Source organism: Streptomyces sp. NPDC051183, assembly GCF_040682455.1.
In the GTDB taxonomy this organism is placed as follows: Bacteria; Actinomycetota; Actinomycetes; order Streptomycetales; family Streptomycetaceae; genus Streptomyces.
Window position 1 is genome coordinate 82,778 of the sequence record NZ_JBFBBA010000017.1, and the last position, 15,439, is coordinate 98,216.

Here is a 15,439-nt window from a genome sequence, read left to right on the forward strand (position 1 = left end):
GCCCCGGCACCCTCCTCCGGGATCCCTCAGCGAGCCCCATCAGCAACATCCGGCCGACCAGCGCCGGTTGACAACGTTCGGAGTTTCCATGGCAGGTCGATTTCGTCCCGTTGGTCTGATCGCCGTGACGACGGCAGCCCTCTTCCTGGCCACGGCGTGCGGTGGCGCCAGCCTGGGGACGGGCGACGGCGACAAGCAGAACGGACCCTTGAAGATCGGGCTCCTCGTCCCGCAGTCGGGGACCTACAAGGCGCTGGGCGACGACATGAAGCAGGGCTTCGAGCTCTACGTCGAACAGCACGGCGGCAGGCTCGGCGGGCGCGAGGTGGAGATCGTCGTCGCGGACGAAGGGGAGACGGCCGACTCCGGCAAGGCGGCGGCGGAGAAGCTGGTCAAGCAGGACCGGGTGCTGGCGGTGAGCGGCGTGGTCAGTCGGAGACGGTCAACGCCGCCATCGCCGGGGTCGGGGACATCGAAAGCCCGCGCGGCACCTGGCGGTTCAACAGCGGCGGCACGCCCGTGCAGCCCTGGTACCTGCGCGAGGTCAAGCAGGGGACCAACACCGTGAGTTCCGAGCTCGTCCGGCTGGGCGGCTGACATGTACGGATGGTTGGACGGCAACTTCGTCAGCGTCATCGACGGGGTCGCCTTCGGTCTGCTCCTGTTCACGATCGCCGTCGGCCTCTCCCTGGTCTTCGGCATGATGGACGTGCTCAACCTGGCTCACGGCACGCTCTACCTCGCCGGCGCCTACGTCGCGTACGCCCTGTCCGACGGGAGCCTGGGGGGCCTGCTCCTCGCGCTGGCGGCCGGCGCCCTCCTGGGCGTCCTGGGCGGAGCGGCGCTGACGTTCCTCACCCAGCCGCTTGCCGGCCGCGGGCACCTCGACCAGGCCGTGCTGACGCTCGGCATCACCTTCATCGTCGCCGATCTCCTCGCCGCTGCCTTCGGCGGCGAGGTGCTGCCCACCGACCCGCCGAACTCGCTGCGCGGGACGGTGGACCTCCTCGGCCATGCCTATCCGGTCTACCGGCTCGTGTTCATCGGCGTCGCGGCCGGCCTCGCCGCCGCCGTGTACCTCCTGTTCGAGCGCAGCTCCCTCGGAGCGCTGGTACGGGCCACCGTCGCGGACCGCGACATGGTCCGCGCCCTGGGCGTGGACATCCGCAAGGTGCTCTACGGGGTCTTCGCCCTCGGCGCGGCACTGGCCGTGGTCGGCGGCGTCCTCGGGGCGCCGATCCTGGGTCCCGGCCCGGGCGTCGACGAGACCGTCCTCGTCCTCTCCCTCGTCGTCGTGGTCGTGGGCGGTCTCGGATCCGTGCGCGGCGCGCTCACCGGCGCGCTCCTCATCGGCCAGGTGCAGACGCTCGGCGTGGCGCTCCTCCCGGAGTACGCCCCGTTCCTGCTCTTCGGCACCATGCTGGTCGTGCTCGTCGTCCGCCCGCACGGCCTGGTCCCGTCGGGGGTGCGCGCATGAGCCGGTCCGGTTCAGACGCCTTCGCCGCACGGCGGCTGTCCACGGCCGCCGTTGCCCTCGGGCTCGCGGCGGCGCCCTTCGTCCTCGGTCCGTACGCCATCGGCACCCTGTCGCGGATCCTGGTGTTCGCCCTTCTCGCGATCAGCGTGAACCTGCTCACCGGCCTGACCGGGCTGCCGACCCTCGGCCAGTCGGCCTACTTCGGCGTCGGTGCCTATACGGCGGCGATCGTCGCTACGCGGCTCACCGACGTCGGGGTACTCCAACTGCTCATCGCTGCCGGAGTCTCCGCGCTGGTGGCCCTGCCCACCGGATGGCTGGCGGTGCGGGCCCGGGGCGTGGTGTTCCTGATGCTGACGCTGGCCATCGGCGAGATCGCCTACAGCGCCGCCGTCAACTGGAAGTCGCTGACGAACGGCACCGACGGGGTGTCCGGCATCCCGCCCGTCGTACCGCTGCCGGGCATGTCCGCGCTGGAGCTCGACGGGCTGGTGTACTTCTACGTCCTCGCCGTGTTCCTGGCGCTCTTCGCGGCCGTCTCCCGCCTGGGCGCGACGCCGTTCGCCCTCGCCCTGCGCGGAATCCGCGACAACGAACGCCGCATGAGCGCGATCGGGTACCCCACCCGACGCTACGCCCTGGCCGTCTACTGCGGCGCCGGTGCGCTGGCCGGCGTCGCAGGGGGGCTGTGGGTGTCGGTGCAGCGGTTCGTCTCGCCCGGCGACGCGGGGTTCGAGATCGCCGCGCTGGCCCTGCTCGCCGTCGTCATCGGCGGCTCCGGCTCGATGCGGGGGGCCTGTGCCGGAGCCGCCCTCGTCTGGCTCACCCGCGACTACCTCGGAAACCTCGAAGCCGTCGCGGGACGCGGGCCGTTGCTGCTCGGACTGTTCTTCGTGATCGCCGTCTACGCGCTGCCCCGAGGGCTGGCCGGTGTACGGATCCCGCCCAAGCTGACCCGGAAGAGGACGGCGTGACTGAACGCGATCTACTGCAACTGCGCCAGGTATCCCGGCACTTCGGATCCTTCCGGGCCCTGGACGAGGTCGACCTCACCGTGCGCCGGGGTGCCAGGCACGCGGTCATCGGACCGAACGGCGCCGGCAAGTCGACGCTGTTCGGCCTGATCTCGGGAACGCTCGCGACGACCGGCGGGACCATCCTCGTCGACGGCAAGGACGTGACCCGGCTGCCCGTGGACCGGCGGGTCGGACTCGGTGTCGCCGCGACGTTCCAGCACTCCAGCCTCTTCCTGCGCGAGACCGTGCTGGAGAACGTCCTGCTCGCCGTCCTGCGCCGCGCCCGCGCCCGTGCCGCTGCCGGTGCCGGTGCCGGGCTCGGCGGCTGGCGGAGGGTGAGCGCCCGGACGGAGTCGATCGAGCAGGCCCGGACGCTCCTCGCGCGGGTGGGGCTGCCCGGCCGGCACGACGTCCTGGCGGCCGCCCTCTCGCACGGCGAACGGCGGCAGCTGGAGGTCGCCGTCGCCCTGGCCACCGAACCGCGGCTGCTGCTGCTGGACGAGCCGGCCGCCGGGATGTCCCCGGCGGAGGCGGCGCGACTCACCGAACTCGTCGCCGCCCTGCCCGCCGACGTGACGGTCCTCCTGATCGAACACGACCTCGACATGGTCTTCGAGCTCGCCGACACGGTGACGGTCATGCACCTCGGCAGACACCTGACAACGGGCTCGCCGGACCAGGTGCGGGCCTCCAGCGAGGTCCAGAGCGCCTACCTCGGCACGATGGAGGCCGCCTCGTGAAACCGTTCTTCAGCATGCGCGGCCTGAGCTCCGGCTACGCGGGGGGAGTGGTCCTGGGCGGCGTCGACCTCGACCTCGACGAGGGCGGGATCGTCGCGGTCCTCGGCCGCAACGGGGTCGGGAAGACCACCCTCGTCTCGACCGTCATGGGCCTCGTCCGGCCGTACGAGGGCAGCGTCACCCTCGGCGGGCGGGAGATCGCCGGAGCCCGCGTCGATGTGATCGCCCGGGCCGGGGTGGGTGTCGTACCGCAGGGGCGCCGGGTCTTCGCCCCGCTGACCGTGGCGGAGCACCTGGCGATCGCGTCGAGGCGTACGGCCCGGGGCCCGTGGACGAGGGCCCGCGTCCTCGACCTGCTCCCGCGGCTGGGGGAGCGGCTCGGGCACCGCGGAGACCAGCTCTCCGGCGGGGAACAGCAGATGGTCGCGATAGCCCGGGCCCTGTTGGGGAATCCGCGGCTGCTGCTCCTCGACGAGCCGTCCGACGGCCTCGCCCCCGCCGTCGTCGCCCAAGTGGGCGAGGTCATCCGCGAGGTGAGCGCGCAGGGCATGTCGGTGGTCCTCGTCGAGCAGAACCTGGGGCTCGCCCTCTCCGTCGCCCAGAACGTTGCGGTCATGCAGAAGGGCCGCATCGTCCACGAGGCGGCCTGCGCGGAGTTCCGAGCCAGTCCCGAGGACCGACGGCGCCTGCTGGGCGTCGACTGACCTGACGGGTCGGGCCCGCCCGGGCCCGACCCGGACGCCTTCGCACGTCGCCCGCGTCAGCCCACGTCGTCAACCACCGTCCGGTCAGCCGGTGTCGGGCTCGCCCTGCCGTACGGAGTCGTGGGCGGCCAGCGCGGCGTGGAGCGTCAGCAGGTCGGCGCCCCGGGCCGCGTCCAGGCCGGTGAGCTCCGTCGCCTTGCGCAGGCGGTAGTCCACCGTGTTGGGGTGGACCTGGAGCCGGGCGGCGGCCCGGCGGCGGTCCATGCCGCAGGCGAGGAAGGTGCGCAGCGTGTCGAGCAGTTCCGCGCGCCCGGCCAGTGGGCCGAGCAGCGCGGCGAGCCCGTCCCTGGCCGGGCTCGGGCGGCTCAGCTGGTACTCCAGCAGTACGTCGTCGAGCAGGTAGAGCCCGGGCCCCCGGCCGGAGGCCGCCGCCACCCTCCGTACCTCGGCGACCATCCGGGCGGCGTCCGCGACGCCGTCCGGCGCGGCGGCGGCCGCCGCCACCTGCAGCTCGGCGCCGCACATCCGGCCCAGCTGCTCGACGAGCCGGGTGAGCCGCTCCCGGTCCGCGGAGCCGAAGTCGGCGGCCGGAGTCTCGTACGGGATCAGCACCAGCCCCCCGTCGCCGGACAGCACGGACAGCGGGACGCCCGGGGTCTGGCGCTGCAGTTCGTTGCGCAGCCGCCGGAGTTTGCGGCGGGCGGCGACGGAGTGGTTGACGCCGGGCCGCAGTTCGTCCGGGTGCGGTCCCATGGCGATGCTCAGGACCAGGTACGCGGTGGGCAGCCGGATGCCGGCGCGGTCGGCCGCGGCCTGCGGGTCGCCGCCCTCCAGCAGCCGCGACAGCAGGGACTGCCGGGCGACCTGATCGTCCCCGAGGGCCGCCTGCCGCTCCTGTACGTACCCTGCCGCGACCGCGCAGCTCACCTGCCGGAGGTAGCCGAGCAGCCGGTGCTGGACGAGGAGCACGTCCGGCAGGTCGCCCGGCTCGGCCGTCGCGAGGACCTGGGCCGCGCACTCCTCCGCACCGAAGTGGTAGGCGCCGACGACGGCTTCCAGCGGCACGCCCTCGTCGGCGCGCCGGGCCGAGGACTCGCTGATCCTCTCCAACTCGGCCTCCTCCGGCAGCTCCCCGTGGCGCAGCACCCGGATGAAGGCCCGGATCCCGCGGTCCACCTCCTTGGTGACCTCACCGCGGAGCTGTTCCGAGGGCAGTGCTCCGTAGGCGGGCAACTGCTCGACGAGCCGGGCCGTCACCGCCGGCGCCAGGGTCGGCGCGGCGGCCAGGAGCCGCTCGTGGACCGGGACGCCGCCGAACTGCGGTCCCACCGCGCGCTCCGCCGGTTTGGACGCCGTCACAATTCACCTCACGAATCTCTGTTGTGCGACCCGGAGACATGGCCCGGTCCCGCACCCATGCTGTTTCCAGGACGTTACTTACTAGTTGGTAACACGCCTGCCCGGTGGATCGCCAGACGCGTTCGTACCCCAGACCGCATCCTCCACCGGATCCCCACGCCCCCACCCGCACCGGAGGACCGCCGTGCCCGCGCAACAGGCCGCCGCGCACCCGTCTGATGAGGCCGCCTCCCTGCCGGCGTTGCCTGCGCCGCCCGCGCCCGTTGATCCGTACACCAGCGCCGACCGCTGACACCTGCCATTTGCCCACTGCGACAAATCCAGCGATCCCATTCCACGATTCGGGGGAGTCATGCCCAAGAACGCTGTCCGTCTACTGGCCACCGCCCTTGTCACCGCGATGGCCCTGGCCGCCGCTCCGGCGGCGACGGCCGCCGAGGCCGCCGCGCCGGCGTCGTCGAGTGCCACCGCGAGCGACTCCTTCTACACCTACACCGGCAGCGAGCCCCTGTCCTCGTTCGCGCCGGGCACCGTCCTGAAGACGCGGACGCTGCAGTACCACCTCGTGGGCCTTCCCACGCCGGTCAAGGCGATCCAACTGCTCTACCGCACCACCGACGCCCAGGGCCGCCCGTCCGCCAACGTGACCACGGTGGTGCGCAGCCTCACGGGCGACAGCAGCAAGGCGGTCTCCTACCAGTCGTTCTACGACTCGCTCGACCCCGAGGACGGCCCCTCCCGGGCCATCGCCGGCAACCTCAGCCTGGGCGGCGCCATCGCGAACGCGGAGGCCGTCTTCATGGCCCCGCTGCTGCTCCAGGGCTACAACCTCGTCATCCCGGACACCGAGGGCCAGACCGCCAACTTCGCGGCGGGCCCCGAGTACGCGACCAACACGCTGGACTCGATCCGCGCCGCGACCCGGGCCGCGGAGACCGGCATGAACGCCGACACCAGGTTCGGCCTGATGGGATACTCCGGCGGCGCCATCGCGACCAACTGGGCGGCCGCGCTCGCTCCGTCCTACGCGCCCGATGTCAACAGCAAGCTGGTGGGATTCGCCGAGGGCGGTCTGCTCGTGGACCCGGCGCACAACCTCAAGTACGTGGACGGCTCCCTCGTGTGGTCGGGCGTCATCCCCATGGCGGTCATCGGCGTCTCCCGGTCGTACGGCATCGACCTCAAGCCCTACCTCAACAGCTACGGCCTGGAGGTGTACCGGAAGCTGGAGCGCGGCTCGATCGTCGATGCGCTGGGCCACTACCCCGGGCTGACCTGGAAGAAGATGGCGAAGTCGCAGTACTCCGACCCGAATTCGGTGCCCGCCTTCGTCCAGGTGGTGAACAGGATCAACCTCGGCTCGGCGCCCACCCCGACCATCCCCGGGTACATCGCACAGGGCAACGGGGGAGTCCTGGAAGGCACCTTCGGCAACCGTCCGGGCATCGGCACCGGTGACGGGGTCATGGTCGCCGGAGACGTGCGGACGCTCGCCCGGCAGTACTGCGGAACCGGCAACGGAGCGATCAAGTACCAGCAGTTCGACCTGCTCAGCCACGTCGGCGTGCCCGTCATCTGGGCACCCGTCGCGATGAACTGGCTGAACGACCGCTTCGCGGGCAGGAACGCCCCGTCCGACTGCGGCCGCATCCCCGCGGGCAACTCGCTGGCGCCCGAGGTTCCCGTACCCACGTCCTGACGCCCTGAGCACCCCGGGCCCCGCCGGGCGGCATTGCGCGGCGGGGCCCCGCCCGTGCACGGCCCGCTGTTATGGTCGCCGGAGGGTGTCGGGATACGACGGGGGGCTCGTGTTGGGCGACGTGACACCGCGGCGCCCGGCGCTGCGCGCGGCGGACGGGACGTGGCTCGGGCCGGTCGCGGGGCTCGCCGCGCTGGTGGTCGCCGTGCTCGGGGTGCTGTACGCCGACGCCGGGCAGCCCGGCGCGGTGGACGCGCGGATCGGGGCGGCGGTGTACGGCGCGAGGCCGTCGCCTTCGCGGCAAGTCGCCCTGGTCATCGATTACTTGGGCGAACCCGTGGGCGCGGCGGCGCTGGTCGCCGCCATCGTGACGGGCTGCCTGCTGCTCCGGCGGATTCGCGCGGCGGTGGTCGTGGTCGGCGGCGCCGGCGCGGCCGTGGTGACGGCGACGCTGCTCAAGCACGTGGTGGGACGCACCATCAACGGCGGCCACCTGTCCTTCCCGAGCGGGCACACCGCCTTCCTCACCGCGCTCGCCCTCCTCGCGGCGCTGCTCGCGACCGGCCGTCTCGGCCTCGGCAGGACGGCCGGCGCGCTGTTCGTGCTCGCCGCGGCGCTGGTCGCGGGCGCCGCCATGGGCTGGGCCCAGGTCGCCCTGGGCGCGCACTACCCGACCGACGTCCTCGGTGGATGGTGCACCGCGCTGGCGGTGGCGCCGGCGACCGCGTGGCTGGTCGATACGGTGGCCGACGCCGGCCGGCGGTAGTGCCGCTGACGCTGCGTTACGTCATGCCAGGCGGCGGAAGACGGGCTTCACCGCCCGCCCGGCCAGCCAGGGGGTGGGGTCACCGGCGTCCAGCGCCTTGCGGTAGACCGCGCACGCCTGGGCCACCACCTCCACGGTGTGCTCGATGTCGGCTTCGCCGAGCGCGCTGCTCACCACGAACGACGGAGCCAGCACCCCGCCCGTCAGGAGCCGGCGCAGGAACAGCGTGCGGTACTCCTGCGACGGCCGCCCGTTCCCGTCGAGGGTGGCGAAGACCAGGTTGCTGGCCCGGCCCCGTACGACGAGGTGGTCGCCGACGCCCATGCCGGCCGCGGCCTCGCGGACACCGGCGGCCAGCCGCTCGCCGAGGGCGTGCAGCTGCGCGCTGATGCCCTCCTCGACGTAGGTGCTCTGCACGGCCATCGCGGCGGCCAGGGAGTGCGTCTCCGCGCCGTGCGTGGTGGACAGCAGGAACACCCGGTCGCCGGGGTGACGCAGCCCGCCCCGCTCCATGAGGTCGCGGCGTCCGGCCAGCGCGGAGACGGCGAACCCGTTGCCCAGCGCCTTGCCGAAGGTGGAGAGGTCGGGGACGACGCCGTACAGGCCCTGGGCGCCCGCCTCGGACCAGCGCAGGCCGGTGATCATCTCGTCGAAGATCAGTACGCAGCCGTGCCGGTCGGCCAGTTCGCGCAGGCCCGAGAGGTACCCGGGCGGCGGCTCGGTGTGGCCGGCGGGTTCGAGGATCAGGCAGGCCACCTCGTCCGCGTACCGGGTGAGCAGCTCCTCCGTGGCGGCCAGGTCCCCGTAGGGGAACGCCACGGTCAGTTCGGTGGTCGCCGCCGGAATCCCGGCGGACATCGGTGTGGTGCCGATGAACCAGTCGTCGACGGAGAAGAACGGATGGTCGCCGCAGACGGCCACCCGCGGGCGCCCGGTGACGGCGCGGGCGAGGCGCACCGCGGCGGTGGTGACGTCGGAGCCGTTCTTCGCGAACTTCACCATCTCGGCGGTCGGCACCGTGGCCAGGAAGCGCTCCGCGGCCTCCACCTCCACGATGGACGGACGGGCGAAGTTGCTGCCGCGGTCGAGTTCCCGCCGTACCGCCTCGACCACGCGCGGGTGGGCGTGGCCGAGGCTCACCGACCGCAGGCCGGAGCCGTATTCGACGTAGCGGTTGCCGTCGACGTCCCACACGTGGGCGCCGCGGCCATGACTGATGACCGGGGCCAGGTCCTCGGGGAACTGGTCGTCGCCCTTGGCGTAGGTGTGCGCGCCGCCGGGGATCAACTCGTGCAGCCGCTCGTTCGCCTGCCTCGACCGCGGCAGGTCGAGCTCTTCGGTGTGTTCGGTGGCCACGGCTGCCTCAACTCTCCTTGTGCTTCAGGACCTCGGCGAGGCTCGGTGCCTCCCGGTCCCGCTGGGACATCGATACGGCCGGCAGCGGCCAGGGGATGGCGAGCTCCGGGTCGTCGAAGGCGATCGTCACGTCCTCGGCCGGATCGTGCGGGCGGTCGATCCGGTACGAGGTGTCGGCGGTCCCGGACAGCGCCTGGAAGCCGTGCGCGCACCCCGCCGGGATGTACAGGGTCGCCTGCGTCTCGCCGGACAGCTCGAAGAAGGCCCGGTTGCGGTAGGTGGGCGAATCGGGCCGCAGGTCCACGACGACGTCGAAGATCTTCCCGTACGAGCACCGCACGAGCTTGGCCTCGCCGGCGCCGGAGCGCAGGTGGAGGCCGCGCAGCACGCCCCGGACCGAGCGGGACACGCTGTCCTGGACGAAGGCGTCCGGGTCGATGCCCACCGAGCGGACCACGTCGGCGTCGAAGGTGCGGCAGAAGAAGCCGCGCTCGTCGGCGTACGGCGTCGGCTCGAACAGGTACGCACCGGAGATCGCCGGGACTTCGGTCGCTTTCATTGCCGTCATGGAGCCTTCCGCGAGGTGTGGGTGTGGTCGGTTGCCGTGAACAAGGTCGTGGTCAGGGCGGTGAACTGGTGCTCCAGGCGCCGCACGGCGTCCTGGTTGCGCTCGGCGAGGGTGCTGCGCAGCTCCGCCGCCCGTTCCTCCAGTGCCCGGAACTGTTCGAGCAGCCGGTCGGCATCGACCTCCCGGGCGGGGTGGCAGTACGTGGCGAGGCCCATCTGAGCCATCAGCGCGTTGCTCTTCGCCGCGTAGCTGAGCGCGAGCGTCGGCGTGCCGACCTTCAGCGCGCAGACCAGGTTGTGGTAGCGGGTCGCCACCACGGAGTCGGCGGCCGCCATCTCCTTCATCAGGTCGGCCAGGGAGGCCGTCTCGGCGGCGGTGACCAGCGGCGAGTCCACCGCGTCGATGATCGCGTCGACCACCGGCGCATCGCACTCGTCGCCGGTGAGCAGCCGGACCGGCCTGCCGTCCTCGACCAGTGCGCGCACGAAGCGGATCGTCCCGTCCAGGTAGCGCCGGTGGATCTCCCCGGCCCGGGCGCGGTCGTCGTCGCCGCCGTGGAAGTCCATGACGCCGACGCAGACGGGGCCCGGCGCTCCCGGGTGCGTGCTCGCTCCCGGTGTCGGGAGGGCGAAGGCGAGATCCGGGTACACCTCGTCGCGCGCGGTGTCCACGCCCATCGCCCGCATCGCGTCACGGGACAGGGCGTCCCGGTACGACCGGTAGGCGGCGAGCCGCGCCGACCACCGCACCAGGGTGCGCGTGGGCCGGTTGCCGATCTCGGCGGCGCCGACGCCGACCAGCGCGACCCGGGTACCGAGCAGCCGGCCGCTCGCGCACAGCAGGAACAGCGAGTACGGGAATCCCCACGGCCGCAGCGGCAGCGTGGCCTCCAGCACGCCCATGCCCGGCACGATCACCACGTCGTGCCGCCGCACCCAGGCGGCGGTGCGGAAGACGTCGACGAGTTTGCCCATGCCCTTCCCGGCCACGGCGCCCGCCCGCGACGCGGTCCGGTACTCCCCGCGGAACCAGTGCAGCCGCGTCGCGGGGATCCCGTACCGGGTCTCGACCACCTCCGGCCCGCCGCACAGCGCGTCCACGACCGCCTGCGGGTGCTCGGCGCGCAGGTACCCGAGCACGGCCTGCAGCGACCCGTCGTTGCCGAGGTTGCCCGAGCCGAGCAGGCCGAACACCCCGACACGCAGGGGAGTCACGACCGCCTCCCCTCACGGCCCGCGACGACGGCGTCCACGGAGACGGTGAGCAGGGCCGGGTCGACCGGGGCCCGGTCCTCGACCCGCTCGCCGGCGCCCGGCCGGACCCGGCTGGCCATCCAGACGGACAGGTGGCGGTAGCAGGCGCGCCGGTCGGCCGCGGACAACGGCGCCCGCCGGATCGCCGCGACGAAGCCCCAGACGTACTCGGCGAGCAGCCGGGGCGTCGGGTGCAGCGGGCCGGCCCGGCGCGGGTCCAGATTGACGCACCGGGAGCGCTTGCCGGGGTTCGCCCGCTCGGCTCGGGTGGGGTGGTCGCGGCGGAAGTACAGCAGCTCCGGCACCTGGTGGAAGGGCCCGTGCAGGACGATCTCGGCGACGAACGTACGGTCCGCGTGGTGGTAGCTGTCGTGCGGCTTCACCCGGCGCAGTACGTCGGCCCGCATCACCCCGTAGAAGTCGTCGCCGCCGGGCGCGAACAGGAAACTGCGGAAGCGCTCCGGCGCGTGCGGCGAGTCGGTGGCGATCCCGTACTCGTACGGGACCTTCACCCGGCCGTCGCCGTCGATGACCGCCTGGCCGGAGTGGGCGAGGATCACCTCCGGCCGCTCGTCCAGCGCCTGCACGCAGCTGCGCAGCAGGTCCCGGGCGTACAGGTCGTCGTGCGAGGCCCACTTGAACAGCTCGCCGCGGCACTCGGTGAACACGTGGTTGTGGTTCGGAGCGGCGCCGATGTTCCGGGGCAGCCGGAGGTACCGGATGCGCGAGTCCTGCGCGGCGTACTTGCGGCAGATGCCTTGGGTCCCGTCGGTCGAGGCGTTGTCGGAGATGACCAGCTCGAAGTCCTCGTAGGTCTGGCCGAGCAGGGCGTCGAGGGCCTCGGCCAGGTACTCCTCGCCGTTGTACACGGGCAGGCCGATGCTCAGCCTGGGTTGGGCGGTCATTGCGTCCTCACTTCGGGGATCGGGTTGGGATGGCGCTCGCGCAGGGCGGACCGCAGCTGTAGCCACCACACGGCCGAGCCGCTCAACGTCGCGGCTGCGACGCCCCAGGCCGAGCCGACCGTGCCGGCCAGGGCCGCCCCGCCGAGCCCGCCGCTGACATAGAAGGCGGAGGCGATCAGCTGGCAGCGCAGGCTGCGCCGGGCCGCGGCGAGCGCCCGCAGCCCGGCCGCCGCGCCCGTGCCGAGGCTCGCGCCCACGACGCCGAGCGTGGCCGGCACGATGAGCTCCGACGCGGAGCTCCAGACGTCGCCGAGTACGAGTTCGCCGCCCCGGTCCGGCACCAGCAGCAGTGCCGCGCCCCAGAGCAGCGCGGCGGCGGCCTGCCCACCGCCCAGCAGGAGGCAGAACCTGCCCAGCCGGTGCGGGGCCCGCCGCAGCACCCGTGCCGCCTCCGCCACGGTGACCAGGGACAGCCCCATCAGCACGGCGAGGAACGGGCCGAGCAGGAGCTCGGCGCCCCGGACCGCGCCCACCGAACCGACCCCGACGATCGCGCCGAGCCCGTACGCCCGCAGCTGGGCCGCGCCGCTGAGGCTGACGTTCTCGACCAGGTACCGGGAGCCGAGGTCACGGTGCTCGCGAAGCCACTCGCGCGCTCCGGTCGGCCGGGGCAGGATGCCGGACTGGAAGCAGCCGTATCCCGCGGCCACCGCGGCGGACGCGCCCCAGGCGAGCACGAAGGCGGCCACGCTGCCCACGCGGGCCGCCGCCACCATGGCCGGGACGAGCGCGACGCCCATCAGGAGGTCGTTGGCGAACGCCTTGCGCCCGGCGCCCGCGGCGAAGAACGAGAACCGCCAGGCGTCCTGGAGCAGCAGCCCCGGCAGCACGACGCCGAGGCAGGCGAACGCGGGCCCCACCGGGCCGCCGACCCCGAGGCCGACCGCCAGGCACGCCGCGCCGATGGCGGCGCCGACGCCGAGTGCGGCGCCCGACGACCGGGCCACCGCCCCGCGCCAGGCCGCCACCGGCGCGCCGCTGAAGCGGACCACCAGGGGGTCGGTGGCCAGCCCGCGGGAGACGTTGAGCACCACGCCGTACGTCACCCAGGCCAGGCTGAACACGCCGAACGCGGCCAGCCCCAGCGAGCGGGCCACGTAGATCCCCACCGCGAAGTTGGTCATGCTGGAGGCCGCCTGGTCGGCCAGTCCCCAGGACAACCGCCCGGCCATGGCCCGCTTGGCGGTCCGCCGCTCCGCCGGTGTCGTCGGGTTCTCCCCCTCGGTGGTCATTTCTGTCATGCCTTGATCAGCCCGGCGCCGTGCAGGGCGTCCGCCGCGGCCGCGACGGTGTCGAACGGCAGCCCCGACCGCTCGGCGACGTCCAGCAGGCCGTGCTCGCCGTCGGAGAGGCTGAGCACCCACAGCATCGCCATCTCGGCCTGCTTCGCGTCGCTGCGGCCGCCGAGCGAGTCGTACAACCCGCGCCGCCCCAGCTGCGGTTCGCCGTAGGGGCTGAGGTTGACGTAGCGCCGGTTGCGGTCCAGGACGGCGAATGCCTCGCGGCACACGGCGAGCGTGTCCGCCATCGCCTCCGGGGAGACGAAGTCCGGGTTGTCCGCCGAGGTGTGGTACTCGGGGTATCCGGCGTACGGGGTCCGGCTGAGCGAACCCACGCCGAGATCGAACCCGGGCGAGCAGAACTGCCGCTCGTCATAGCCGTACGGAGTGAACTCGGTGATGCGGTGCGGGCGTTCGGAGGTGGTGAGGACGTGCCGCAGCACCCGGTCGATCTCCGCGTCGCCGCGCCTGCTCTGTTTGTAGGTCAGTTGGCCCCGGTCGCCGGCGCAGGCCAGCACCAGCCCGTGCTTGACCCTCTCCACCCGCTCCGCGTTGCGGGCCAGCCAGGTGATCGCCCCGATGGTGCCGGGCGCGAACAGGAACCGGTAGGTGTAGTACGGCGTCGTCCGCGCCAGTGCCCGGGCCAGGAAGGTCGCCACCGCGATGCCGGCCAGGTTGTCGTTGGCGAGCGACGGGTGGCAGACGTGGCAGGAGACGATCACCTCGTCGGGAACCTGCCCGGGGACCACGTGCTCGGCGTAGGTGAGGTGGCCGTCCGCGAGCGTGGAGTCGATGCGCACCTCGTAATCGCCGTCCGGCAGTGCGTCCAAGGTCTCCTGGGCCAGGCAGAACCCCCACGTCGGCTTGTAGTAGCTGGTGCGGTACGGCACCCACGCCGGCTGGTCCGGCAGGGTGTGCAGGTGTTCGCGCAGTTCGGCCAGCGGCATGGTCGCCGACACCGGCACGCTGTAGCCGAGCACGTGCAGGCTGGACGCGGCGAAGTCGACGACCCGGTTGCCCGCGGTGTCGGCGACGTACGCGTCCCGGATGTTCCACTCCTGCGGCACCGTCCAGTCGAGCACTTGGGTACCGGTCGGTACCTCGTGCACCTGCAACGGGACGTACTCGCCGACGATCTCCAGGGTCGCGCGCACACCATCGCCGGTGATGCTCCGGCACAGCGGGTACAACCGCTCCACCAGGGCGTGCATCTCCTCGCCGGCCAGGGTCATCGGCGCCACCGCAGGGTGTCGTCGACCGTGCCGGCCTCGGACGCCGCGCGCAGCACGGCCAGCCGGGTGAAGCGCCGCTCGAAGTCCTCCCGGGTCAGCCCGTGCTTCCGGTAGGCCTCGGCGAGTTCGAGCGCGCCCTGCTTCACCGTCCACTCGCACTCGAAGCCGGGCACCGCGGCGCGGAACCGGGAGAAGTCCACCCGGTACGACCGCGGATCGGCGCCGTTCTCCCCGGTGATCCTCACCTGCGCGCCGGACACCGCCTCGGCGACCTGCTCGGCGATCTCGGCGACCGTGACGTTGTTGGTCTCGCTGCCGATGTTGAACGCCCGGTCGTGCACCGCTTCCCGCGGCGCGGTCAGCGCGGCCGCGAAGGCCCGTGCGATGTCGGCGGCGTGCACCAGCGGCCGCCAGGGGGTGCCGTCGGAGAGCACCAGCACCTCGCCGGAGAGCAGCGCGTGGCCCACCAGGTTGTTGAGCACGATGTCGGCGCGCAGCCGGGGCGAGTAGCCGAAGGCGGTGGCGTTGCGCATGAACACCGGGCTGAAGTCGCCGTCGGCCAGCGCGTGCAGGTCGTCCTCCACCCGCACCTTGGACTCCGCGTACGGAGTCACCGGGCGCAGCGGGGCGTCCTCGGCCACCAGGTCGTCACCGCCGGCGGCGCCGTAGACCGAGCACGTGGACGCGTACAGGAAGCGCCGCACTCCGGCCTCGCGGGCCAGCTCGGCCAACCGCACGGACGCGTGGTGGTTGATGTCGTAGGTGAGGTCCGGGGCCAGCGCGCCCAGCGGATCGTTGGACAGCGCGGCCAGGTGGATCACGGCGTCCACCCCGGCCACGTCCTCGGCCGTGACGTCGCGCAGGTCCACCCGCCGCCCCGGCGGGTCGGCGGGCACCGGGCCCAGCACGCAGTCGGCGAACAGGCCGGAGTCAAGACCGACGACCTCGTGCCCGGCGGCCGCCAGGACGGGAGCCATCACGGTGCCCAGGTAGCCCTGATGTCCGGTCAGTAGTACGCGCAAGG

Annotated in this window: 15 protein-coding genes; 7 read left to right on the forward strand and 8 right to left on the reverse strand. The window is 72.9% G+C overall.

Features of this window, described 5'->3' with window-relative positions:
- Positions 1 to 88: 88 nt before the first annotated feature.
- Genes AB0M99_RS17300 through AB0M99_RS17320 form a run of 5 tightly spaced genes read left to right on the forward strand, consistent with a single transcriptional unit; the run spans position 89 to position 3,937 of the window.
- Entirely contained in the window at positions 89 to 568 is a 480-nt protein-coding gene (locus tag AB0M99_RS17300; protein ID WP_365921140.1) for an ABC transporter substrate-binding protein, read from the forward strand.
- Positions 569 to 598: 30 nt separating this feature from the next.
- On the forward strand, positions 599 to 1,477 hold the full coding sequence (locus AB0M99_RS17305) for a branched-chain amino acid ABC transporter permease (protein WP_365921142.1): 879 nt from the start codon (positions 599 to 601) through the stop codon (positions 1,475 to 1,477).
- On the forward strand, positions 1,474 to 2,451 hold the full coding sequence (locus AB0M99_RS17310) for a branched-chain amino acid ABC transporter permease (RefSeq protein ID WP_365921144.1): 978 nt from the start codon (positions 1,474 to 1,476) through the stop codon (positions 2,449 to 2,451). The genes AB0M99_RS17305 and AB0M99_RS17310 overlap by 4 nt, the downstream gene beginning before the upstream one ends.
- Entirely contained in the window at positions 2,448 to 3,233 is a 786-nt protein-coding gene (locus tag AB0M99_RS17315) for an ABC transporter ATP-binding protein (protein WP_365921146.1), read from the forward strand. Before AB0M99_RS17310 ends, AB0M99_RS17315 begins: the two co-directional genes overlap by 4 nt.
- The gene (locus AB0M99_RS17320; protein ID WP_365921148.1) at positions 3,230 to 3,937 is read left to right on the forward strand and encodes an ABC transporter ATP-binding protein; all 708 of its coding nucleotides are present in this window, start codon (positions 3,230 to 3,232) and stop codon (positions 3,935 to 3,937) included. Before AB0M99_RS17315 ends, AB0M99_RS17320 begins: the two co-directional genes overlap by 4 nt.
- 84 nt (positions 3,938 to 4,021) lie before the next feature.
- On the opposite strand, the gene AB0M99_RS17325 is transcribed toward AB0M99_RS17320, so the two are convergent.
- Complete coding sequence (locus AB0M99_RS17325) at positions 4,022 to 5,296, reverse strand: helix-turn-helix domain-containing protein (protein ID WP_365921150.1); 1,275 nt, start codon at positions 5,294 to 5,296, stop codon at positions 4,022 to 4,024.
- Between the two features lie 352 nt (positions 5,297 to 5,648).
- Here AB0M99_RS17325 and AB0M99_RS17330 point away from each other — a divergent pair, with 352 nt between their 5' ends.
- Both AB0M99_RS17330 and AB0M99_RS17335 read left to right on the forward strand, forming a co-directional pair.
- Positions 5,649 to 6,995: a lipase family protein gene (locus tag AB0M99_RS17330; protein WP_365921152.1), complete on the forward strand. Its 1,347-nt coding sequence runs from the start codon at positions 5,649 to 5,651 to the stop codon at positions 6,993 to 6,995.
- A 112-nt stretch (positions 6,996 to 7,107) separates the two neighbouring features.
- Positions 7,108 to 7,761 carry a phosphatase PAP2 family protein gene (locus AB0M99_RS17335; RefSeq protein ID WP_365921154.1) on the forward strand — a complete coding sequence of 218 codons (654 nt, stop codon included), beginning with the start codon at positions 7,108 to 7,110 and terminating at the stop codon, positions 7,759 to 7,761.
- A gap of 21 nt (positions 7,762 to 7,782) precedes the next feature.
- Here the strand turns inward: AB0M99_RS17335 and AB0M99_RS17340 are convergent, their stop codons facing one another.
- Genes AB0M99_RS17340 through AB0M99_RS17370 form a run of 7 tightly spaced genes read right to left on the reverse strand, consistent with a single transcriptional unit; the run spans position 7,783 to position 15,437 of the window.
- Positions 7,783 to 9,117, reverse strand: a complete 1,335-nt coding sequence (locus AB0M99_RS17340; RefSeq protein WP_365921156.1) for a glutamate-1-semialdehyde 2,1-aminomutase — start codon at positions 9,115 to 9,117, stop codon at positions 7,783 to 7,785.
- 7 nt (positions 9,118 to 9,124) lie between these two features.
- Positions 9,125 to 9,676, reverse strand: coding sequence for a dTDP-4-dehydrorhamnose 3,5-epimerase (rfbC, locus tag AB0M99_RS17345; RefSeq protein WP_365921280.1), 552 nt, complete (start codon positions 9,674 to 9,676; stop codon positions 9,125 to 9,127).
- Positions 9,677 to 9,681: 5 nt separating this feature from the next.
- A complete protein-coding gene (locus tag AB0M99_RS17350; protein WP_365921158.1) occupies positions 9,682 to 10,899 on the reverse strand; it encodes a polysaccharide pyruvyl transferase family protein in 1,218 nt (405 codons plus the stop codon).
- Positions 10,896 to 11,843 (reverse strand): glycosyltransferase family 2 protein, encoded by a 948-nt coding sequence (locus tag AB0M99_RS17355; RefSeq protein ID WP_365921160.1) that lies wholly within the window; start codon positions 11,841 to 11,843, stop codon positions 10,896 to 10,898. Before AB0M99_RS17355 ends, AB0M99_RS17350 begins: the two co-directional genes overlap by 4 nt.
- Positions 11,840 to 13,144, reverse strand: coding sequence for a hypothetical protein (locus AB0M99_RS17360; RefSeq protein ID WP_365921162.1), 1,305 nt, complete (start codon positions 13,142 to 13,144; stop codon positions 11,840 to 11,842). Before AB0M99_RS17360 ends, AB0M99_RS17355 begins: the two co-directional genes overlap by 4 nt.
- A complete protein-coding gene (locus AB0M99_RS17365) occupies positions 13,141 to 14,424 on the reverse strand; it encodes a DUF4910 domain-containing protein (RefSeq protein WP_365921164.1) in 1,284 nt (427 codons plus the stop codon). The genes AB0M99_RS17360 and AB0M99_RS17365 overlap by 4 nt, the downstream gene beginning before the upstream one ends.
- On the reverse strand, positions 14,412 to 15,437 hold the full coding sequence (locus AB0M99_RS17370) for an SDR family oxidoreductase (protein WP_365921166.1): 1,026 nt from the start codon (positions 15,435 to 15,437) through the stop codon (positions 14,412 to 14,414). The genes AB0M99_RS17365 and AB0M99_RS17370 overlap by 13 nt, the downstream gene beginning before the upstream one ends.
- Positions 15,438 to 15,439 lie beyond the last annotated feature (2 nt).